Source organism: Bacteroidales bacterium (assembly GCA_035353855.1).
Lineage (GTDB): Bacteria > Bacteroidota > Bacteroidia > Bacteroidales > CG2-30-32-10 > DAOQAK01.
This window is the reverse complement of the sequence record DAOQAK010000038.1, coordinates 1-24,450: the sequence shown is the minus strand read 5'-3', so window position 1 is coordinate 24,450 and position 24,450 is coordinate 1. Positions and strand designations below refer to the sequence as shown.

Below are 24,450 nucleotides of genomic sequence, written 5' to 3'. Positions count from 1 at the left end.
GAAGCAAAAAAAAATTACGAATCTGCACAGAAAAAATAATCAGGTTAAAGAAATAAATTATTTTTTGTGATTAACGATTATTACCAGATATTAGGCATACCAAGAAACTCCACTTCAGAGCAAATTAAACAAGCGTATCGGATTAAAGCAAAACTTTTACACCCTGATGTAAGTAAAAAACCTGATGCTAAAAATCTTTTTCAATCGTTAAATGAAGCTTACCAGGTTTTGATAAATCCTGAAAAAAGAAAATGGTATGATTTTAAATTAAAATACCCATCAACAACAGGATTGAGAGCACAGGCAGATAATAACCGGGCTCATCACACATATGAATCCTACTATCGTGCATATACACAATCGCAGAAACAAAAGCAGGAAGACGAACTTTTCTCGAAATTGATTACTAAAATAATTGATAATTTTTTATTTTATTTTTTACTTATCTCAGGAGCATTGGCTATAATTTTCGGTATAGTACAACTTGTTGATGAAGATGAAACGGGAATGAGAGGAGTAGTTTTTGGCGTTTGGTTTTTATTACTTTTACTTTACGGTTGGCGATTGATGGGGAAAGAAATGAGGAAGAAGTAATACCAATTGTTAATTTAAAATAGTCCAAAGGATGTTTTAAATTTTACAATGGTTATGCCGATAACATTTATACAATCGGTATTAATTTTGAAATGACGGTCATTCTGAGTTCATCGAAGAATGAATCGTATACAGAATGTTCACATTTCGATAAACTCAATGTTACAGTTAGCGCACGGCCAGGCTTAAACCATCAACCAAATCAGTAGCTCAACCTAAAACCATATGACAAATCTCAAATCTACCCATTCCATATTGTCCAGGCTTTTTCGGCTTGCAGGTAAAGCATTTCTAACCCATTCTTAACAATTGCTTTTTGTTCGATGCCTCGTTTCATAAAAATAGTTTCGGAAGGGTTGTAAACAAGATCATACAAGATATGTTCATTTGAAATGAAATGATAAGGAATGTCAGGCGCAGTGTGTGTTTCAGGATACATTCCTAAAGGAGTGGTGTTGATGATAATTAAATGCGACTTAATAAATTCTTTGTTCAAATCAGAATAAAAAATTGATTCATTAATGATTTTTTTATTTCGTGTAACAAATAAAAATTCTATTCCAAGTTTTTTTAGAACATATGCAACTGCTTTGGAAGCCCCGCCATTACCAAGTATTAATGCTTTCGTGTGATTTTTTTTCAATATCGGTTTGAAGCTTTCTTCAAAACCAAATGCATCGGTATTGTATCCGTGTAGAATGAAATTCTTATTATCGATAATTTTTATTGTATTAACTGCACCTATTTCTTTTGCTGTATTATCAATTGATGCGAGAAAAGGAATAATGATTTCTTTATAAGGAATAGTAACATTCAAACCTTTTAAATCAATATTATTTTTTACAAGGAATTCAATTTCAGAAATATCTTTAATAGGAAATAATTCATAACGGCAATCGTGAATATTTTCCCTGAAAAATTTCTCACTGAAATATTGCGCCGAAAACGAGTGGGTGAGTGGGTAACCGATTAGTCCGTATAGGTTCATAATGTTTATGTATAGTTATTATCCTTTCAATATCTCTATTATTTTGTGATTGATATAAATTGTTTCACGTCCAACTTTTTGAGATTTTATAATTCCAATTTGTTCTAACTCTTTTAAATATCGTGAAGCAGCTTTTCTTTCTACATTCAAATAATTCACGACAAATTCAATTTTCGAATACGGTTGTTCAAATAATAATTCAATTAATTCCTTTTTGTATATTTTTGGCGCTTTTAGTTGTGCTTTCTGAATGGTCTTCTCAAGCAATTGTCGGATAAGATAAATTTTTTCAATAGTTTGCAAAGAAGTTGTTTCAATAGCCCTTAACATGAATAATATCCACTCTTCCCATTCCCCAGTTTTATTTACTAGGTTTAAAAGTTTATAGTATTTTGTTTTATTTTGAATGATATATGAGCTAAGATATAAAATAGGTATATCTATCAAATGATTTAGAATTAAATATAAAATATTTAGAATACGTCCGGTTCTGCCATTGCCATCGTAAAATGGGTGGATACTTTCAAATTGGTAATGAAGTATTGCAAGATTAATCAAAGGATTTAAGTCAGAATCATTTTGATTATAATGCGTAATGAAGTTTGATAGTAAATCTAAAATCTCATTTTTGTCTTGAGGTGGAGTGTATACAACTTCTCCAGTTTTATCATTTTTTAAAACAGTTCCGGGTAAGCTTCTTATTCCGGCAGTATTGTTAACCAGTTCCTGTTGAATGCTGATAATATCATTTACTTTTAAAAACCCTTGTTTCGTAACAATTTTAAATCCATGAATAATAGCTTTTCTGTAATTTACTACTTCTTTTGTTTGAGGAGAGATATTCGTTTTGTTAATTGTTAATGCTTTGTAAAGTTCATCTTGTGTAGTTATGATATTTTCTATTTCTGAACTTCCTTTAGCTTCTTGTATTACAATAGCATTTATCAGCATTGCCTGGTTTGGGATAGTTTTTGTAAAGCCTTTTAATTCGGCTAAAGCAGCGGCAGTCTTATTTACTTGTCTGAGAATTTTTAATGTTTCCACCTTCTCTCTTTTGGGTGGAAGTTTATCAAGAATATGATATGGTGCTTTGTGTCCCATATTTTTTTTATTTGCACCAAAAATACAAAAAATAGTACATATAATATAAATGTGTACTATTTCCCATCAGGCAAAATTATAATGACATGGTTAAATCGTGAATATTTTCCTTTAAAAAATTTCACTGAAATATTGCGCCGAAAACGAGTGGGTGAGTGGGTAGCCGATTAGTCCGTAAAGATTCATTTTATGAATAATTAAAAAATAAAAGTATAATTTATTTTTTAAATGTCACACTAATCTTTTGATTATTGAAGGCATCGAAAACTATGTAGTTGCAGCTATCATGTTTCATGATTTCGCATTCACCTTCTAATGCTTCAGCAGATTCAGGGATTTTGTCAAGTTTTAATGAAACATTTTCAATCGTGATACTATCGGGAATTTGTACTAAAATCTCGGTATAACTTTCTTTATCATTTACATAAAACCTTGCTTTACCAAGTTTATTCCAGTAGTCGCAAACCGATTCAATTGATGTAACCCATGTTTTCTCAGATTTTATTTCTTTAATTATTTTCTTTACCGGATTTAAAGTCGAATCGTTATATCCAATGTAAACAGGATGCCCCAGATACACCATAAGTCCGTTGTATGGCTTTATTGCATATTCCCAAAAATTTTCAAGATACTTTTCGTAAAGTTTTGAATCTCTTTCAATGTTCGCTTGAGTGTAATTGTTAGTTAATACTTTTTCGTAATAATAATAGTCGTCATTCATTACTGGTGAAATTTCAAGCATGTCAATGTATTTATATAATGAATTGCTTGATATAGCTATGTTGTAAGGAAATGCGCTGCCATAAAAATTTTCAAGATTGTCGACTCCGATACTTGAATCAAATTTATAACCATATTTTGATAAACATTCAAAACCCCAATAACTGGTACGTGTGAAAGGAAAACGGAATCCTGTGAATTTTTTCTTCCATACGATTTCATTTGAAATGATATTTCTGTTTATTTCATAGAACTGTGCGATCTGGTTATCAATTTTAGCAAACCCATTAGATTGCAATGAAAATGGTAATAAAATATTTCTGATAGTTGAATCAGGGATTTGATTTACAAAAATTGAAGGTGAAATATTTTCGTCTTTAAATAATTTTAATACCCTGTTAAATTCTTCAAGGCTGCCGGTTGCATTAAGTGTAGCGCAGAATGCATAATTGTTGGCTTCTGGCCAAATGTTTAAATGAACTGTTGAATGATTTATTTTATAAAATAATGAAAGAACGTAATTGAAGAATTCTGTGATCTGTTCTGCACTCCAATATCCACCTGAGTTTGCAGGATGTAATAAATAATATGTAGGCAGTAAAAAACATAAACCTTTTCCGAATCGGTTTTGTATAAGTGCCGGAATTTTTTCTTTATCATTTACCCAGTTAGCAAGAACTTTAATACTATCAGAATACATAGTGTCCACAACCAGCGCCCACATATTATCTTCAAATTGCGGAACAAAATTTCCTTTTAAGTTATTGGTAATATTGCCGTCAATACGGTATCCCTGCATATTTTTTTCTATAAGCGAAATCCCGAAACATTCGCCTAATGCCCAATCTCCGGGAGTAAGTTCGCCATATAAACTTGTCCTGTCAGTTGCATCCAATAGGTTTCTTCCAATATTATCACCGGCAATCAGAACACCACCATTCTTAACCCAGTCGCGCAGTGTTTTCAATTCTTCATCAGACATGTATGTTAGAGAATATTTCCTGTCAGCATCGTGATATCCAGCGGCAGTGGGAAGAATCAGAATGTTGAATTTGCTGAGCTCTTCGGGTTTTAATAAAATTTCCCTCGAATCCATACTTACATATGCTCCATTCTTATTGAATGTTTGTGCAGCAAGAATAACTCCTTCAGCCATCATTCCATTTCCTTTGTTTGTTCCTGTTGTTAATATTAATACTCGTGGAAGCATATATCCTTCAGGCTTTGAAAAGCTTTCTGATTCTACAGGGCTTTGTTTTTCTTTACATGAAAACAAAGCTGTAAGAATAAGAGGAATGATAAAAAATAATTTATATGATTTCATCAGTCTAAAATTTCAATTGTTATATCTTGATTTGGATAAACATTAAAAAATAATTTATTGTCTCTTGCATTGTATATTCCATCTGCTGCACAATTAGTAATCCTGAATTTTTTATTATTTGTTTCAAATTGAATGGTAAGCGGATGGTTATAAATTTCAGAGTCTAACGTATTATCAATGCGAAGGAAAATTGAGTTTCCATTTCGTGAAGTTTTTATGACAGCATTTTTTCTTTCTTTAATATATTTTCCAATTGATGAAATAGGTGCTATCCAATAACCTGAATTACGAATTAACCTGATTTGTTTGACAAATTCATATGGTGTAACGGTGTAAGTATTTACAACATTATGTTTTTTGTATAGCTTGTATTCTTTTGATACCAATGGAAATAGATGATGATACAATAATATGGTCCATGAATTTTTTGAATTAGTAATTATTGAATCAAGTTCATTGATTGTTGGAGTTTGTGAATTTAAAAATACAATGCTGTTGAGTTTCATGAAATCATTGTTCTCATTCGATACATCTGATTTTTCACCTGTACGGCCAAACAGGAATCCCGCATTTTGTGCAGCTTTTACAACTTTGTCATTAGAACCGGAATAAGGATAGTGAATTACCGATATTTTAGTATTTAATTTTTTCTCCAGACTTTCTTTAGAATCTTTAAAGTCTTTTGTGATTTCTTCCAATGTAAGACTACTGTAATTTTTATGATAATTTCCATGAAATGAAATTTCGTGACCTTCATAAATTATATCTTGCACTTGTGGCAATCCTAATCTTTTAATATTAAAGCTGCCATCTTCCGCAATTAGCGAAGGTGAATTGCCAAGCCATGAATTTACAATTCCAAAATTGGCTTTTATAGCATACTTGCCAAGAACAGGAAGAGCATATTCGAACTGGCTGTAATCGGCATCATCGAAGGTTATTGAAATTGCACCTTGTTTATTTTCATAAAAATTACATACTGAAAATTTTTCAGTAACTGTTTCTTTTGTCTCAAAAAAATGTTTAGGAATATTTAGGTTGCCGAAAAGCAATTGAAGCGAATCATATACAGGTTTTAACCTTGTAGTAAATTCAGGTTTTTCCCATGTATCCCATGAATAAAAATATGAATTGGAATTTTCATTGAGAAGCTTATCTTTTTTATCCGTGATATAATAAAAAATATTAAACCCTGATGTCTCGGTATATTCTATGTCGGGAGTTCCTGCAATATCATCGAGTACCGATTTTGATGAAGGGTCGCTGACATTCAGCAATGGCCATGAAAGCCTTAGTTCAAGCGTTTTTGTTTTATCATCCCAGTACCAGTCGGCATTAGATGTTTCGGGTTTGCTGCTATTTCCTGATTGTAATATACTTCGGTTAAAACATATTGAATCAATTTTTTTTCCTTTTAAAGTTTCTTTTTCACGGTTTGCAATTAATAACTGCTCAATAAATTTTCCGTTATTATTATATTTTGAAGCGTAAACGGGTATAATGTTTTTAACTATATCCGTTAACAATGAATATTGGTCATCAACAAGTATTTTTGCATCACTTGTTGATTCGACTTTTAAAAGGAATTCTATGCCATTATCAATTTCTTTATTTAAAAATGGAAGTTTGTGATCGCCTTTTTTCTTATCATATGTATCGAACGCAACATATAATTTATTTTTTACGAGGTCCAGATTTGGAAGATGTGCTGCAAGATAAAAATAAGCTGCATCAGCATCAGCAACAATATAATTTTTATCAGTATCATCGGGAATATTTTTCCAGTCATGTAAATTTCCATCGATAGTTTTGCTGCGTGATTCAACTGCAAGTATCCCGAAATTTTGTTCCGGATTTTCCATATTATGCCAAAGTTTTCTTCTTTCAGCAGGTTGTTCAAAATCCATAACAAGCCAGTTATGTTTAAACCATTCGTCAATCCACTCAAAGAATAAACCTCCTGCACATTTTGAATCGAAAATATCCTCTGTTAACACAGAAGATAACGATGCCTGTTGTGCTTCGCTATAGCCACCCTGGTTAAAACCCAGAGGATTGTAATGACTTACACCTCTGCTCGAAGGAAGTCCATATTCCGCGATCAGAAGGGGAATGTCTCCAACATGTTTTTTTAAATCGTTCAGGTAGCCGAGAAAATTATCTTTATAACCACGTTTGTTAATCGCCGAGGTGTATTCTTCTTCCATGAATATAAAATCGGGGTAATAAGGATAAACGTGGTATGCTGCATAAATACCAGGCTCGAATAATTCAGTAGCATTGAATTTCATGAAATCAACACCCACTAGATCATTGTCATATTCCCTAATCTTATCGTTTTCGATAAACTCATAATTATGATACATCGGGTCTAAGGGTAGCCAGTTTATAAATGATATAGGGTGTTGTTTAAAATATTTCTGTGTTTCATATTGTGTGGTGTAATCCATCATTTTGGCAAGCCACACTTCCATTGCAGTACCATTGTTGATGGTGATGAAATTACCTGAGTACTGAGAAATTTTATTTTCATTATTCGTATATATTACTGATTTGGGTTCCCATTCACGCCCAAGCAACCACCCAATCACATATTTTGAAATATTGGAAACATAAACTCCGTGAGCATGCCCGATTTTAGGCTTTAATGATGCATTGCCATTTATTACATCAACAGCATTTCGTATTTCACGTTGATACTTTTTTGTGAAGTCTGCGTTAAAATAATTTCGGTCGCTCGGCTCTTCAGCCCATATTCCCTGTATAAGATAAAGTTTTTTATTCTGGTTGTGTAAATTGTAATATGCTAATGCATCGTAAAATTCGGGCGGTAGTATTGTGTATACACGAATAACATTGGAGTTCATTTCCCCGATTTGTTTAAACCATTTAAGGTAATCGTTAAACTTTAGTGAAAACTCAACAGGGAAGTATCCTGGCATGGCAACACCTATGTTTACTCCTTTTAAATACAGGCTTTCCCAAATATTTTTTTCATTACCATCAACTATTTTGGGTTGTAGTACTTTGAAATAATCATCCCCTGCCATTGTGTAATAGTCAACCTGCCCATATATTTTTTTTAATTCATCTTTAGTGAGAAATTGTATAGGTTCGTCAATATCATTTTCTGTAACCTGTTCTGCTTTTTTCTCACGGGCATCTTCAATCCGTATCATTTGATAAACAACCAAACCCAGTACAGCCAGCAATATTAATATTACAAAGTATTTAGCTTTCATCAGAAAGACCTCTTAATTGAAAATTGAAAGTTACTGCTTTTATAGAATTCGTTTTTAAAATAATTTCCATTTAATGCAAAACTCATCTTATTTAATTCATAGCCAAATTCAATTGAGCCTGAAGTTTGTTCAACAGCATCACTATCCTGTCCGTATAAAAATTCTTCATAAGTATAGAATTTTTTTAGTTTAAAATAATTTGAAATGGAAGCACCGGTAATGGTTCTGTTATCAGGTGAATAGTATAATGGTGAAGCATATTTGTAATTCATATTAAACTGATTTACGCCTAAAGTAATTTTTGGGTTCTTGAAAAACTCATATTTTAGTTCAATGTTGTATCGGGTATTTGGGTTATCAGTCTTTTCAGTAATATCCCATACATAATTATCTTTAATAATTGCATAGCGATATGTTCCCCATAGACTAAGTCTTTTGTATGTTATGCCTAAAGTATTCTGATAAAAATTTTGTCCAACTTTATTCCAGTAATAAAAATAGTCGTATGCTGCTGTAAGATAATTTCTGAATTTTATTTTGTTCAGGTTGAATGAAGTGCTCCATGTAAAACCATATGAAGTAATTTTTGAATCATTGCCACTTGCACCGGCAAACAAGCTTATGCGGTTCGATTTGAAAATAAAAGTTGGTTTAATCCATGTATTGTCATACCATCTTTTTACATCATCAAAATATAAATTATCCCTGTTTGAATAATCCCATAGTGTATATAATGATAATGAAAAATAATCTTTAATCCTTTTTTCAACTCCATATCGTTGTAGGAATGCCGAGATTTTATATGATGATTCTTCTTCTGAAATTTTCATGAATGTCAATGAAACATTATAAGCTAAATCATCATTGATCAGCTTTAAGTAATTTTTGTTGTCAGTATTCGACATGTCAATTTGTAAGGCTTTGTTATAGTATTTTGCTGCTGTGACAGGTTTGTCCTGCCAGTAATACATTTTTCCGATACCTGCGTAGGCATCGGCATTTGAGCTGTCAATGTTTAATACTTCTTTATAAAAATATGTTGCAGAGTCGAGTTTTCCTTTAACAATATATAAGAATGCCAAATCAAAATATATATCCATTTGTTTGTTGTTAATCGCTAATGATTTTTTTGAGAATGTCATTGCATCATTATACTCTTCAAGTTTGATATAGCATTTAGCGATACCATTTAATACATCAGTGTTTATAGGCGTTACATCAAGTAGTGAATTGTAAATCTGAAGAGATTTCTTGTATTCTTCTAATCTGAAATAATTTGTAGCAATTGCGAATTTTGCATCGAAATTATTATTGTTTAATTTCAAAACTTTTTCATAATAATAATTTGATTTTTCAATGTTGCCACTAGTATATGCATTTTTCCCTTGCAGCATTAAATACTCAACAGAAGTAGTATCGGAAATGTTTTGTAAAAATGCCTTATTTGATAAGGATATTCCAATGATTAATAAAAAAATAAAAATGTAGTTTTTTTTCATAGTTATGTAATTTGTGTTGGGGGTTCAATTGTGTTTAGTCCTTTTCTTTCAAATTTATTCCACTCGTTTTTGTTTTGTATGATATTGATGATTCCTTTAAATTGTGCAGCGACTTTAAAAAATTCATAAGAAAAACTTCCGATAATACTTGTGGTTAATAACCATACCCAATCAGTAAAAGTATTGTATCGTAAGGTTTTCCTGTTAACAGTTATTTCTGTTTTACTTTTAGCTTCAAGTAATACGGTTATAACGCTCATGATTATTGTTGTTATAAGAAGAATACTTATTAGTAAAAGTAACATCCATTCGGCATCAATTACATCGAATATTGAAAGTGCAATCAGAAAAGTAAGACTGAATAATTTTATAAAAGGCGAAAGAAATTCAAAGAAAAAATAATATGGCATAGCCAGTAACCCAATAGTACCATAACTTGGTTCAAACATAATTTTCCGGTGAATCTTTAATGATTCACCTAATCCCTGGTGCCAGCGCGAACGTTGCTTGAAAAGGTTTTTATAATTGTCGGGGACTTCTGTCCAGCATACAGGGTCGGGGAGGAAAGAGGCTTTCCCTTTGATTTTATTTTCTTTGTAATACCTCCATAAGCGAATAACAATTTCCATGTCTTCGCATACTGTTTTATGTTTTGCTCCGAGCGATTTTAATATATAAGGATGATTATTATATTCTGAAAGAAATCCGCCTACTGCTAATAAATCCTTTTTTTTGAACAAAGAAAAAGCTCCCGACATAATTAGCAGCATATTTACTTTGCTCAGGCTTAACCTTGCAATCATGAACGATTTGATATACTCTACGATTTGCCATAACACCCAAATATTTTTAGGCATTTTATGATTTACAACTTTATTGTTAGAAATTACCAGGTCGTTTGAAGTGGCAAGGAAGCCGCCTGTTACAAAATTGAATTTATTATCGATCATGGGCTGTATAACTTTTTTCAGCGCCTGGTCGTCAAGTATGGAATCGGCATCAATTGTACAGATATAGTCTTTGGTAGAGAGGTTTATTCCTGCATTAACCGAATCGGCTTTGCCCCCGTTAACTTTATTGATTAATATGATTTTGTTATCGATGTCGCGATAAACATTTCTTATAGTGTTAGTTTTAATTTTTGTATGGAGATTAAATTCTATTTCAGTTAACGAAAATGCTTCAAGCATTTTTTTAAAGGTATTGTCTTTAGAACCATCGTTAACAACAATTATTTCAAAGTTCTCATAATCTACATTGGCAAGCATTTTAATACAATCGACTATTGATACCTCTTCGTTGTATGCAGGAACAATGATTGATATTGAGTAGGAATTGTAATTATAATTCGTATTTTCTTTTTTCCTGATTTTTCTATGAATGAAAAGCGAAGAGATGAAAAGAAATAAATCAATAATGAAATATAATGAGAAATATATGATAACTAACTTTTCAAGTATTCTAAAAAGATATAACATAAATTGGCACAAAAATCAAATGTTGCTGATATTTAATTTTCAAATATAAGAAATAAATGTGATAAATCAATATACTTGAATACCAGTAAAGGTGAAAACGATTTTATTCCGAAAATTCTTTAATTGAATTTTAATATTTTACCAGAGTGCTTTGTGTTTCTTTCTCTACAACAGGTACCCCAAAAAAAAGTGTAATTATACCGATACGAAACAGATTTGAATTTTTCTTATTTTGTTCCTATCAGCGACAAGTCGGGATAAATAGGCATAACTCGTTCTAATCAAATTTGCTTTTGCATTCTTGATGAGAACGAGTATAAAAATGCTGATAAATAGATTTCTCGCAAAAGATAGAAATGACAAGAACAACCAGCATTTTGTTATTTTAAAGAATGAAAAATCGTTAACCTATCGATAGATTTATTTTTTCAATAAAAAACGACTGAATCAGTATAATTCAGTCGTTTAAAGGTATTTTGTGAAATTTTTATTTTATAATTTTAATTTTTTCTTGTCCGCTTTCGCTTGATATTACTATAAAGTATGAACCGGCAGGTATTTCTTGAGGAATAAAAATATTTTGTTTGTGATCACCTGCATTCTGCTTTTCGTTATCAATAAATGTTTTTACTGTTTTACCTTGCATATCAACCATGCGAATTGAAATATTCTCATTTTTATCAAGTGTATATTCAAGTACTGAATTTTGCTGAATAGGGTTGGGATAAACAAGAATATTTTTTTCTGATTTTGAAAATTCAACAACTCCAATATTCAAACCTGATAAATAACGTGTGATTGCAAAATCGTAATTGCTCCCATTCGTTGAAATGCCACCTAATAAAATTCTTCCGTTAGGTTGTATTGTCATTGCATAAGCGTAATCAAGTGAAGGGCCAATGGCTGTGGTTACTTTGCCATCGGAACTGAAATCGGTGTCGAGTGTGCCATCAGAATTATACCTAACAAGAGCAAAATCGTAATTTGATGAAATGCTTGTTAAACCTCCGACTAATATTTTATTGTCCGCTTGAATTTTAACAGAATATGCCCGGTCTTCTTCAGAAGCAATATCAGTGGTAACTTTACCATCAGAGCTAAAGCCTGTATCAAGTGTCCCATCAGAATTATAACGTGCAAGCGCAATATCTGGAGTAGAACCGTTGTACGAATATCCGGCAAGAACTATTTTACCATCACTTTGCAGCGCCATTGATAATGCAACATCTTCACCGGTTCCAATAGCTGTTGTTACTTTACCATTCGTTCCAAAATTAATATCTAATGTACCATCAGAATTATAACGTACTAATGCAAAATCCATGTCGGAGCCATTATATGAAAGCCCTGCTACAACTATTTTTCCATCAGGTTGTATGGCGACAGCATAACCTCTGTCATCAGTTGTACCTATTGCTGTAGTAACTTTTCCATCGGTGCTAAAGTCTGTGTCTAAGGACCCATCAGAGTTATAGCGCACAACTGCAAAATCCCAACCGGAAGTACTCATTGAAAAACCTGCTGCAACAATTTTTCCGTCGGGTTGAATTGCCAGTGATTGTGCAATGTCGTTTCCTGTGCCTATTGCTGTGGTGGTGCTTCCATTTGAATCGAAGGTGTTATCAAGCGTGCCATCGGCATTGTATCGTACAACTGCAAAATCGTAATCGGAACTATTGAATGATGCTCCGCATAAAACAATTTTTCCGTCATCCTGCAAAGCAACAGAAAAGGCTTGATCGTCATCAGTTCCGATAGCTGTAGTAACTTTTCCGTCAACACTGAATGTGTTATCTAATGTTCCGTCAGTATTGTATCGCGCAACTGCAAAATCTGAAGTTGCTGCATTCAGGTAACCGGCAGCAATTACTTTTCCGTCGCTTTGTACAGCAAGTGAATATAAAAAATCATAAGTCGTATTGAAGTCGGTGGTGATTTTGCCGTCTGCATCCCAGTCGCTGTCGAGCGCTCCGGGTTGTGCAAATAAACAGTTGGCGAATAAAAATAATAATAGCGTGAAAAATGATTTTATCTTTTTCATCATAAATTATTTTAATAAATAAAAAATATATTGTATAAAGAATCTTAGCAGATTTGTAAAGTAAAAATGTGCTTGGATTCTGTTATGCCGATACGAAATTTTTGCAAATCATTTCCATATCGGTATATTAAACTTTATTATTTTTTCTTGCTTTGTGTAGTTTATAAGCTGCATAAATACAAATAAATGCAAGCAACCCTAAAACAACAATATCAATTACACTGCTGTATTTAAGAATTTCGTTCCAGTTCTCTTTAAGTTTTATTCCAACGTAAGTTAGGAAAGCATTCCACATTCCAGCACCAATAATAGTATAGATACAAAATTTCCAGATATTCATTTTCCCTATGCCTGCCGGTATTGAAATAAGATGGCGAACGATAGGAATAAAACGACTGATAAAAATAGTGATGTCGCCTTTTTTATGGAAATATTTTTCAGTGATATCAAGATGATGATGGTCCAAGAAAAGATATTTCCCGAATCGCTCAACAAGAGGTCGTCCGCCATAATATCCGAGGTAATAAGATATCAACGAACCAATGATACTTCCCAGTGTGCTAAAAAATATTACGCCTGCAAATGTGAATTGACCCGACTCAACAAGGAATCCTGCGAATGGCATAACCGCTTCGCTGGGTACAGGCATGATCATACTTTCCAGTATCATTAATATTAATACACTGGCATATCCCATGCTTTCAATAAAAGCAACAATATATTGTACAAGAAATTCAGTTAGTCCCATTCGTTATTTTGCTTTAGGTTTTATTTTTAATTTCTGAAATTCATCAGGAAGAAACTGGAAGAATGTATCGCCGCGTAGCCCAATCCTTAATGTTTCCAATGGTATGATTTCATTGGGAGCAATATTACCAAGGTTTACATTACATCCGAACTCTTTGATGAACCATACTTGTTGTGATTTTAAAGGAGCTTCCCACAAGATTTTATCCTTATCGATTTTTGATGTGATTTTGGTTACGAGGCTTACATGAGCATTTCCGTTAGGTCTGTATATGCCTACAGTCCCGCTTTCGCGTGCTTCGGCAATTACAAATGATGATCCGGCATCAATTTCTGATTGCATCATTTGTATCCATTTATTGGGAGCTGTAATAATACCAGCTTCCTTCGAGCCTACTTCCGAAAGAACAGTATGTGTTTTTGAAAGTTGGCTGATATAATTACATTTCACATCATGATCCATGAGTATGGAGCCATCGGAAACTTCAATGGCATCAACTTTTAATTTATCGATCAACCGTTTGTACTCGTCAAGTTTGTCACGGATAATGAATGCTTCGAATAAAGTTCCGCCGAGATATACTTTAATATTTGCTTCTTTATACAGTTTTATTTTTGTTTCAATAATACCGTTCATAACCATTGAAGTGCCAAAACCCAGTTTAGCAAAATCGGTATATTCGCCTGCAACACTTATAAAATCTTCAACTTCACGGATGCTCAGCCCTTTATCCATCATCATATTGACTCCCTTTTTCCTTGGTTTGGAAGGTCTTTCGGGAATAAAGTTCAGAATGTTGTTTTTCATGTTTTTATTTTTTATAAAGTTCAATAATATCCAGAATATGCTGGTTCAATGTAAATGAATTATGATATTCAAAAAGTTCAGTATGCCGCGAATAATCTTGTTGTAATGCTGTTTCAAGGGTTTCAAATCCTTCAATATTATTTCCGCTTAAGAAAAGATAAGCAGCTAACCGGTACCGGTAACTGATGTTGGTTGGTTGAAGTTCAATCCCTTTAATGAGCACATCAATTGCATTTTCAACATCATTAAGTTTCATGTAAGCATCGGAATAATCAAGCCATATTTCAGCATTTTCACCATCAAATGATGCTACTTTTTTATAGGAGATTATTGCATCGTCAATTTTTCCTGCCTTTACCTGGTAATCTGCAAGGATATACCAGTATTCATGATTCATGGGTTGAAGCTGAATCGCTTTTAGTATGCTGTTAATGCTTTCTTCGGTTTTTCCCATTTCATCTAACACCGAACCCAGACCTACCCATGCATCGGGAATGTTGTTGTCGATATCAAGGGCTTTCCTGTAGCTATCAATGGCATTATCGTATTCCTTCAAATTTTCATAACACTCGCCAATATAATAAAGTGTATACGCGTCGGGGAATTCAGAGTCGAGAACTTCCCTGTAAACAGAAATTGCATCGTGATATTTTTCTATCGAAACCAGTGCGTTGCCTTTATTAAAGTATGCTGACGAAAAACCGGGATTGATAGCAATGGCATAATCGAATGCTTCAATTGATTTTTCAAAAGCTTCAACCAGCATGTATGATATTCCCAGGTTATACCATGCAATGGAAGAGTATGGGTTATCATCAATAAACTCATTGAAAAACTGAATTGATTCTTCCAGTTTGTTTTTTTGTTCATAACAAAATGAAATTTCATATAAAGCCGATTCATTTTCAGGATTTACTTTTAAGGCTTTCCTTAAATAATATAAGGCTTTTTCAAAATTATTCAAGTTCTCGTATTCGTAAGCAATATTGATATACACTTCATCGAGCGCTTCGGCATCTTGTGTAGCTTTATTATATTCCTCAATAGCTTTGTCATACTTTTTCATCTGGCTGTAAATGGCGCCTTTGGTCATGAACAGTTCGTTGTTGAAGGGTTCAACCACTTCAACCTGTTGTAATAATTGCAAAGCTTTCTCCGATTTATTTACCGAAGCATATAACTGTGCTTTCCTTAATACAAAAACTATGGAATCAGGATGCTGTTCTTGTGCATAGTTAATAGCTTTTGTAAGTTTGCGAATATCGTTTTCCTGAAAATAATTTTCAATAATATCTTCAAATTCACTAACATCGAAATAATAATGTTCGCCACACTTTAGCATTTCATCAAAGCGGTGTGCAAGCATCTTCATTTCTTTTTCATCATGCCCTTCGTAATCTCTCATATTCAATTAAACTAAATAATTATAAATAGTTTGCAAATTTACGAAAAACTATCAAATGAATATCTTAAATCGAATATTAAGTATTGAATAATGAATTTATAAAAGCCTTGTTTTCAGAATATAAAATGAAATACAAATATTAATGTTAATAAATATTAATGAAATAAGAATATTAATTTTTTAAAAATATAATTTTGCACATATAAAGCTTAAATATGACTCTAATAAAATCAATCTCAGGAATCAGGGGGACAATTGGTGGTAAAGCAGGCAATGGTCTGACTCCCGCTGATATTGTGAAATTCACAGCAGCATACCTTACATGGCTGAAAACGCAGGGGAATAAAAAAGAATTATGCATCATTATTGGACGTGATGCGCGAATATCCGGACCTATGGTTTGTGATATGGTTTGCGGAACTGCAGCCGGAATGGGTGTAAATGTTATTGATGTTGGATTAGCAACCACGCCAACGGTTGAAATGATGGTTGCCATGCTTAAAGCTGATGGCGGAATAATTATCACTGCAAGCCATAATCCTAAAAACTGGAATGCACTGAAATTATTGAATTCGAAAGGTGAATTCCTGTCAGCTTCTGATGGGAACAAGATCCTTGAAATTGCTGAGCAAGATGATGTATCATTTTGTGAGGTAGAAAGAATAGGGAAAGTTGAGCAATACGATACGGCACTTATATCTCATATAAATAAAATTCTTGAATTACCACTGGTCGATAAAGATGCAATTGCTGCGGCAAAATTTCGCGTTGCCATTGATTGTGTAAACTCGGTGGGAGGCATTGCTATTCCTGCGTTGCTTGAAGCGCTTGGAGTTACCATGATTGAAAAATTATATTGCGAGCCGAATGGTGTTTTTCCTCATAATCCAGAGCCATTGCCTGAACATCTTGAAGATATTTCAAAATTAGTTATTCAGTGTAAAGCTAATGTTGGCTTTGTTGTTGACCCTGATGTTGACCGTTTGGCAATAATATGCGAAAATGGTGAAATGTTTGGCGAAGAATATACCTTGGTTGCTGTTGCCGATTATATTTTGAAAAACAAGAAAGGTAACACGGTTTCAAATCTTTCTTCAACACGTGCATTGCAGGATGTTACTGAAAAGCATGGAGGGAAATATTTTGCATCGGCAGTTGGCGAAGTAAATGTGGTTGAAATGATGAAAAAACAAGATGCAGTTATCGGTGGTGAAGGCAACGGTGGCGTGATATATCCTGACTTGCATAATGGTCGCGATGCATTAGTTGGTATAGCGTTATTCCTTACTCATCTTGCAAAATCAAAAATGAAATGTTCAACTTTACGTGATGCTTACCCTAATTATTTTATTTCGAAAAATAAAATTGAATTGGAAAAAGGAATTGATGTTGACAACATCTTGAAGAAGATGACAGTTAAATATAACAAACAACCCATAAGCACTATCGATGGCGTTAGGGTTGAATTTGAAAAGGATTGGGTTCATTTAAGAAAATCGAATACCGAACCCATCATAAGGATTTATGCTGAAAGCGATTCGGAAGCAAAAGCCGAAACACTTGCAAAAAAAATAATCCAGGATATAAAAGAAATTATTAAAGAATAAAATCAAAATTTCAAAATATAAAATCATAAATGATTTATCTCGACAACGCAGCAACCACGCCTCTCGACAAAGAGGTTATTGATGAAATGACTCGGGTTATGCAAAAGCATTTTGGTAATCCTTCTTCTGTTCATACTTTAGGACGCGAAGCGCGGGTTATCATTGAAGATTCAAGGAATATGGTTGCGAAACTGCTGAACGTTTCACCATCATCAATTTATTTTACCAGTTGCGGAACCGAAAGTATAAATATGGTTTTCAGAAGCTGTGTAAATGACCTGGGAGTCAGAAATATTATTACCAGTCCTATTGAACATCATGCCGTTTTACATGCTGCCGAAAATTATCGGAAAGAAAATAAATGTGAAATTTCCTTTGTGAATATTGATAAAAAAGGAAATATAAATTTAAATCACCTGGAAGAATTGCTGAAAGGAAAAGAGAAATCGTTGGTTTGTTTAATGCATGTAAATAATGAGATTGGAAATATACTTCCAATAAAAGATGTAGCCAATATTTGTAATTCAAATAATGCATTATTTCTTTGCGACACGGTTCAGTCGATGGGAAAGATTGTAAATGACCTGAGGAATATTAATGTTGATTTCGCTGTATGTTCAGCTCATAAATTTCATGGACCGAAAGGTATTGGTTTTTTATATTTGCGTGAAGGTGTAAAGCTTCAGCCTATGTTGCATGGTGGCGGACAAGAAAGGAATATGCGTTCGGGTACTGAAAATATTTATGGTATTGCAGGATTAGCAAAAGCATTTGAAGTGGCACATCGCAACCTTGATAAAAATATTTCACAAATAAAATCATTGAAAGCAAATATGGTTCAGTTGCTGAAAAAAAATATTCCAGATGTTGCTTTTAATGGAGAATCGGAAGAAAACGGGATTTATCATATTTTAAATGTTGTATTTCCGAGAACAAAAAAATCGGATATGCTTCTATATAATCTCGATATTGAAGGAATTGCCGCATCAGGTGGAAGCGCATGTAATTCGGGAAGTATAAGCGCTTCGCATGTTTTAAGAGAAATAAAATCGCCGGAAGACAGAACATCTATTCGTTTTTCATTCAGTAAATACAATACTGTTGAAGAAATTGAAAAAACCATTGAAATATTGAAAAAGATATTATAATGAAAAAAATATTTTATATGATAATTGCTTTATCTCTTTTCTCGTGTAAACAATACAAGCCTTTGCAAACGGTGAATAATGTTGATATTGAAAAGTATGCCGGGAAATGGTATGAAATTGCCGCATTCCCACAAGTTTTCCAGAAAGGCTGTTCATGTAGTTCGGCAGAATATTTTACTACAAGTAAAAATTATGTGAAAGTAGTGAATACATGTACCGTTGATGGTAAACAGAAAAAAGTTGAAGGGAAAGCTTTTATTGTAAAAGGTACAGGAAATTCAAAACTGAAAGTGCAGTTTTTCTGGCCATTCAAAGGAAAATATTGGATTATATATTTAGAAAATGATTATAGTATTGCTGTGGTTGGGCACCCGAACAGGCAGTATTTATGGATACTTGCGAGAGATAAAAAAATCAGTGAAGAAAAATATAATTCTATTTTGGAGTTTTTGAAAAATAATGATTTCGATATTTCAAAACTGGTAAAAACAGTTCATGTTTGTAGTTAATAATAAAATTATTAATTTTACTAGCCATACAGAAATATATGGTTCAGCGCAAACGTAAAAAGAAACGACCTAAAATTAAATACCGCAAGCTTCAGTTTAAGATAAGCGATAAGCAAAAAAAAATGCTGGAGTTGTATTGCAATGCTCATAAGCTTACATTAAACAAACTTACCCGTAAAGCAATAAAAGAATATCTCGACAGGCATTACGATATCCCAACAGATAATATTGTAAGCGAAAACCAAATGAGCATTTTTGATCTGGATGGAGTGGATTAATCCATTCTGAGATCAACTGAGCGTGTTTCCAAAGAATAGATAAATAAATTTTAAATAGCTTTAAGGATATTCCTGAATCTTATATTTTGATAAATTTTAACGTGGATGTAAAATTCTTGGAATAAATTTTTAAAAAGTAAAAACCTTTATTTAAACCTGAAATATCAATTTTATTATTTTTTATTTTCCCTTCACAAATAAACGCTCCATTTATATCGTAGACCATAATATTTTCAATATGTTGATGATTATTAATAAATATTTCATCTTGTGCAGGATTGGGATATAGTGTAATACTTAATGCTTCTTGTTCATTCTCTATGATATCATTCACTCCACTTAATTTTGAGACACCACCTTGCGTACCGAACCAAATATTACCTTGTTTGTCAACAGCTATTGAAGATACGTTGTTGTTGACTAAATCACTACTGGCAGTAGTGAATGTAGTCCATGTATGGTTGTTGAATTTTGAAACACCGGAAGGTGTACCACACCATATTGATCCATCCGGTGCAATAGCAATTGACTGAATGGTGTTATTTACCAATCCGCTATCGGTAGAATATCTTTTCCATGAAACATCATCAAATTTATTTAATCCGACTTCGGTACCAACCCATTTATTTCCCTGCTCATCAATAGCGATACAAAATACATTATCATTCGACAGTCCATTTAGAGAAAAGTATTTAGTCCAGTTGGTATCATCAAATTTGGAAACACCACCACCGTATGTACCAAACCACTTATTTCCCTGCTTGTCTATTGCTATTGATAGTACATTATTATTTGCCAATCCATCAATAATGTTATAAGTTTCCCAGTTTGTTCCATCATAAAACGAAACACCATTAGGCGTACCAAACCATTTATTACCAAGCGAATCAAAAGCTATTGCAAAAACATTATTGTGTGCTAATCCGTTTGAAGTTGTATATGTTGTCCATGTTGTGTCGTTGTATTCAGATAAACCTGCACCACCATTAGTGCCAAACCACTTATTGCCGATAGAATCCACACCAATTACATTTACAAAATTACTTGCAAGTCCATTGATACCATTATATGTTACCCAGCTTGTATCGTTATATTCCGATACGCCATTCCATGTTCCTATCCATTTGTTTCCCTGCTTATCAATAGTTATTGAATTCACTTTGTTATACACCAGACCATTACTGGTAGTATATGTTGTCCATATCTGGGCATTTATGTTCATTTGAAATACTAAGAACAAACCAATAAGAGAAAAAATATTTTTCATAATTTATTTTGACAGTTATAAATCCTTTTATGCGGCAAATATTATATTATTTACAATAAAAAACAAAAAAATAATTACCTTGTTGAAACGAGTTGATAAATGATGGATTTTAAAGATAAATGTTAAGAGTATTGTTATGAAATACTTTGAAGTTTCTCATTTCTATAAATAAAAAAGCCGCAACAAAAAATTCTGTTACGGCTTTTAAATTAAACACAAAGCAACTATTGTATAATTATGCGTGAAGCATTATTAATGGTTTCATTAGATAAACGAATAAAATAAATTCCTTTTGGAGTTCCTTCCAAATCGATAATAGTTTTAGAATTATTTATAATGCCTGATTTTATAATATTCCCTAATAAATCATAAACAGAATAATTGATAGTGCTATTAAAATTCAATGCATCAATTATAAATGTTCCATTTGATGGATTAGGATAAATCACAAAACCGGAATTACTGGAATTTTCTGATATGCCATTTCCTTCAACTGTAATTGATACAGTGAATGTATCCGTGCCACAAACATTTTCTGTAATCAATGTTACGGTATATGTTCCTGATGCAGCATACGTGTGAGTAGGGTTTACAAGTTGTGAAGTAGCACCATCGCCAAAATTCCAGTAACTAGAATCACTGTTAGTAGAAGCATTGGTAAAAGAAACATTCAGGAAGTTTGCTGTATTTGTAAACGAAGCTATTGGTGGATTGTTTACTACTTCTACTTCTACAGAGTCGGAAGGAGTAGAGCAAATACTATCTGTAGCTAATACGGTATAGAAGCCTTCTGTATTAACAGAAATCGATTGAGTAGTTTGACCTCCGGGAGACCATAAGTATGAATCGGCTTGCTGGCATGTAAGTGTTATTGATTCGCCATCACATATTTTTACAATTCCTGATGGTGTTACTGTTGGCGCCGGTAAATGTATTGTCGCAACTGATGGTACTCTGTTGCTTGCACAATTTCCACCTACAATTTCCCAATCATAAAAATAATAATATGCTGTTGCGATTTGTGAGTTTGAACCGGTTATTGAAACGATATCCTGTAGTGTATATGGATATACTGCTCCATTCTGATTTCTGAATAACCCGTTAGAAGTACTTGCTATAAGCCTGTAGCCTGTACCTGCCGGAACAGGAAAATGAATATATACTCTGCTTTGCCCTGCGGGAATCAAAATAGCGGTATCCTGTAATATTGTTCCGCTTGAATTAGCTAATGAGATAGTTCGTGTAAAACTGGAATCTGAAAAAACCAGCACTGATGCAATTTCAATATCATTAGAACAATCGAATACAAGATATCTTTGAGTAGTGCTGTATGAATAGGAACCATTACCCATACTATTGTCTGCAGGACCTACATGTAGCGATGGAGCAGCAACAACATCCTGAACATAAAAAGTAGTTGTGTTATTAAGATAAGGAGTAATAAAAGTATTACCTACATAAACTAAATTTCCGCCAATTGGTGCATCGAACCAGCTTAATGATGAACTGCCGCTTGCAGTTAATGTTACAGAACCCGGGCTGCATCTCCATGCTGAAGTAGCTGTGGGATCAACAGGTTTGTCAACAGTTACACACATTGTTTTTGTAAGAGTATCGTAGCCTAAAGTATTTCCTGTTATAAGCTGAACATCATATGTTCCATCATTAACATACAAATGTGTTGGATTTTGTAATGTAGAAGTGTCGCCGTCGCCAAATTTCCATAACCATGTTAATGGACCGTTAGTAGTTAAATCCAAAAATTTAACTTCTCCTGTACATGAAATAGTATCATTTTGGAAATTTGCTTCAGGTGGAGTAGTAGGATAATGGCATTGCCACTGGCATATAAATCCAATATCGTTTAATTGCACATCTGAAGTTTGAACAATTGTAATTGCTCCATATGTTGAAGTTATTGTTCCTCCATTCGGTAATGTATTTCCAGTATAGCTACCTATAAGAGGGTTAGATATGCTGCTGCCATCATATATTTTAAGGTAGTCGTAATCTTTTTCAAATCCAAATTCTGAAAAAGTTAAGGTAATATTTGCAGCTCCAGTAGGTTGAATAGTGATTGAACTGTTAGTCTCATCCTGATAATTATCACTTCCGCCGCTATCGAAAAGTATTCCGGAACATGCTGTTTGATTTGCGGCAGTTCCTGTTTCTGGCATATTTGTACTACACGGATTTAATGAATCTACATTAATAATTTCAGTTTTAACAATGGTATCAGCACCGCAATTTCCACCTGCGATTAAAGTAACTGTAAATTTACCATATGAATTATATATATGTATCGGATTCATTAAAGTATCAGTGGTTCCATCGCCGAAATCCCAATGATAAATGTTTGTATTCGTACTGCTGTTTGTGAAAGTTACTTCAGCAGGAATAGTACAGAAAGTGGTAAATGATGGAGTGAAACCAGCAACAACTGTTGAATCGTATGGGCCACCTACACCGCAAGCATACCATGCATTTGCAACAGTTTCAACTTCAGGTGAACATGGGCCATATAAATCAATAGCTGCAACTATTGAATAATAACGTGTATCAGCATAATTTGCAGAACTTGGTAAATATGCAGTTAAGGTACGATATGCTATTTCTGAAGCTGCATTCATTCCCAGCCCCGTAATATTGTATGAAATGCTGTTATCGTTTGTACCGCTTCCTCCGTGCGCAAGTAAATAATACCAATAACCTACTACGCTACTATTTGTATGAACTCCGCCATTATCCTGTGTCCCTGTATACCAGAAACTACCTCCGTATGTGTTAGGACATGAATATGCTTTTGGCGTTGATAGCGAACGAATAATAGTTCCTATATCTTCACCCATTGTCCAGTTGGCGGTTGCCGGCTTTGCATACCATTCAATAGCACATCCAAAAATATCACTGAAGCCTTCATTCAATGCACCTGATTCGTCCTGGTAAGTGAGATTAGCAGTTTTTTCATCAAGACCGTGTGTGATTTCATGCCCGCAAATATCAAGTGCAGTAAAAGGAGTGTATGTACTTCCATCACCATCACCGTATGTCATGCAGGTTCCATCCCAATAGGCATTATCATAATTAACATCATAATGAACATAGCTTATAAGTTTAAACCCGTTTCCATCAATACTATTTCTGTTAAAAGTATTTTTATAATAATCATAAGTCATTTCTGCGCCCCAATGTGCATCGGTTGCAATTTCGTCTTTTTCGGTGTTTACATTATTCCAATAATTGTCAGTATCGGTAAAATCAACAGCACTCCCGTATGCAGTACCTGTTTTCATATTGTACGTTTCGATACCGTTACCTCTTGTTGTTTCGCGTAAGCGGTAACTGCCAGCAGCTGTGCTATCAGTCATTATGGGTTGTGTTCCGCTATATTTGGTAACAGCTGTGCCTGGTACGTCAGTATTGTGAATCCGGTTAATATCAAGAATTACATTTCCATTTTGAGCATCTACAAAAACATATTTCCTTTGCATCGGCTTACTTGCATAGATGTCAAAACGATATGTCAACTTATAAGTTCCTTTATTGTTTTTATCTTCTACATAAACAGATTTTCCTTTTGGATAATAGGTAGCTTTTGGATCATTAGTGATTTTTTTCAGCATCGCTTCATCAGAATTATGGCTCACATAAAATAAATGGGGAGAAGTATTATTTTTGGCAGCAAAAATTATCC

The 24,450-nt window shown here is 33.4% G+C and carries 17 protein-coding genes; 5 read left to right on the top strand and 12 right to left on the bottom strand.

The window, feature by feature from the left end:
• Positions 1 to 66: 66 nt before the first annotated feature.
• Positions 67 to 594: a DnaJ domain-containing protein gene (locus PKK00_10500; GenBank protein ID HNW98827.1), complete on the top strand. Its 528-nt coding sequence runs from the start codon at positions 67 to 69 to the stop codon at positions 592 to 594.
• A gap of 241 nt (positions 595 to 835) precedes the next feature.
• On the opposite strand, the gene aroE is transcribed toward PKK00_10500, so the two are convergent.
• The 10 genes from aroE to PKK00_10450 form a co-directional block, all read right to left on the bottom strand.
• Positions 836 to 1,582 carry a shikimate dehydrogenase gene (gene aroE, locus PKK00_10495; GenBank protein HNW98826.1) on the bottom strand — a complete coding sequence of 249 codons (747 nt, stop codon included), beginning with the start codon at positions 1,580 to 1,582 and terminating at the stop codon, positions 836 to 838.
• An 18-nt stretch (positions 1,583 to 1,600) separates the two neighbouring features.
• The gene (locus PKK00_10490) at positions 1,601 to 2,683 is read right to left on the bottom strand and encodes a Fic/DOC family N-terminal domain-containing protein (GenBank protein ID HNW98825.1); all 1,083 of its coding nucleotides are present in this window, start codon (positions 2,681 to 2,683) and stop codon (positions 1,601 to 1,603) included.
• A 217-nt stretch (positions 2,684 to 2,900) separates the two neighbouring features.
• Complete coding sequence (locus PKK00_10485) at positions 2,901 to 4,727, bottom strand: hypothetical protein (protein ID HNW98824.1); 1,827 nt, start codon at positions 4,725 to 4,727, stop codon at positions 2,901 to 2,903.
• Positions 4,727 to 7,969, bottom strand: coding sequence for a polysaccharide deacetylase family protein (locus tag PKK00_10480; GenBank protein ID HNW98823.1), 3,243 nt, complete (start codon positions 7,967 to 7,969; stop codon positions 4,727 to 4,729). Before PKK00_10480 ends, PKK00_10485 begins: the two co-directional genes overlap by 1 nt.
• On the bottom strand, positions 7,969 to 9,468 hold the full coding sequence (locus PKK00_10475) for a CDC27 family protein (protein HNW98822.1): 1,500 nt from the start codon (positions 9,466 to 9,468) through the stop codon (positions 7,969 to 7,971). The genes PKK00_10480 and PKK00_10475 overlap by 1 nt, the downstream gene beginning before the upstream one ends.
• Before the next feature lie 2 nt (positions 9,469 to 9,470).
• Positions 9,471 to 10,946 (bottom strand): glycosyltransferase, encoded by a 1,476-nt coding sequence (locus PKK00_10470; protein ID HNW98821.1) that lies wholly within the window; start codon positions 10,944 to 10,946, stop codon positions 9,471 to 9,473.
• A 487-nt stretch (positions 10,947 to 11,433) separates the two neighbouring features.
• Complete coding sequence (locus PKK00_10465; protein ID HNW98820.1) at positions 11,434 to 12,987, bottom strand: T9SS type A sorting domain-containing protein; 1,554 nt, start codon at positions 12,985 to 12,987, stop codon at positions 11,434 to 11,436.
• Between the two features lie 127 nt (positions 12,988 to 13,114).
• Complete coding sequence (locus PKK00_10460; protein HNW98819.1) at positions 13,115 to 13,735, bottom strand: DedA family protein; 621 nt, start codon at positions 13,733 to 13,735, stop codon at positions 13,115 to 13,117.
• A 3-nt stretch (positions 13,736 to 13,738) separates the two neighbouring features.
• Positions 13,739 to 14,542 carry a phosphosulfolactate synthase gene (locus PKK00_10455; GenBank protein HNW98818.1) on the bottom strand — a complete coding sequence of 268 codons (804 nt, stop codon included), beginning with the start codon at positions 14,540 to 14,542 and terminating at the stop codon, positions 13,739 to 13,741.
• Positions 14,543 to 14,546: 4 nt separating this feature from the next.
• Positions 14,547 to 15,947, bottom strand: coding sequence for a tetratricopeptide repeat protein (locus PKK00_10450; GenBank protein ID HNW98817.1), 1,401 nt, complete (start codon positions 15,945 to 15,947; stop codon positions 14,547 to 14,549).
• A gap of 215 nt (positions 15,948 to 16,162) precedes the next feature.
• On the opposite strand from PKK00_10450, the gene glmM reads away from it, so the two are divergent.
• Genes glmM through PKK00_10430 form a run of 4 tightly spaced genes read left to right on the top strand, consistent with a single transcriptional unit; the run spans position 16,163 to position 19,489 of the window.
• Positions 16,163 to 17,554 (top strand): phosphoglucosamine mutase, encoded by a 1,392-nt coding sequence (gene glmM / locus PKK00_10445; protein ID HNW98816.1) that lies wholly within the window; start codon positions 16,163 to 16,165, stop codon positions 17,552 to 17,554.
• Between the two features lie 29 nt (positions 17,555 to 17,583).
• A complete protein-coding gene (locus tag PKK00_10440; protein ID HNW98815.1) occupies positions 17,584 to 18,702 on the top strand; it encodes a cysteine desulfurase family protein in 1,119 nt (372 codons plus the stop codon).
• Positions 18,702 to 19,211, top strand: coding sequence for a lipocalin family protein (locus PKK00_10435; protein HNW98814.1), 510 nt, complete (start codon positions 18,702 to 18,704; stop codon positions 19,209 to 19,211). Before PKK00_10440 ends, PKK00_10435 begins: the two co-directional genes overlap by 1 nt.
• Positions 19,212 to 19,249: 38 nt before the next feature.
• Complete coding sequence (locus PKK00_10430; GenBank protein HNW98813.1) at positions 19,250 to 19,489, top strand: hypothetical protein; 240 nt, start codon at positions 19,250 to 19,252, stop codon at positions 19,487 to 19,489.
• A 79-nt stretch (positions 19,490 to 19,568) separates the two neighbouring features.
• Here PKK00_10430 and PKK00_10425 read toward each other — a convergent pair whose 3' ends face one another.
• Positions 19,569 to 20,756, bottom strand: a complete 1,188-nt coding sequence (locus tag PKK00_10425) for a two-component regulator propeller domain-containing protein (GenBank protein HNW98812.1) — start codon at positions 20,754 to 20,756, stop codon at positions 19,569 to 19,571.
• Between the two features lie 224 nt (positions 20,757 to 20,980).
• A partial coding sequence (locus tag PKK00_10420) for a M4 family metallopeptidase (GenBank protein ID HNW98811.1) occupies positions 20,981 to 24,450 on the bottom strand: 3,470 nt, incomplete at its 5' end.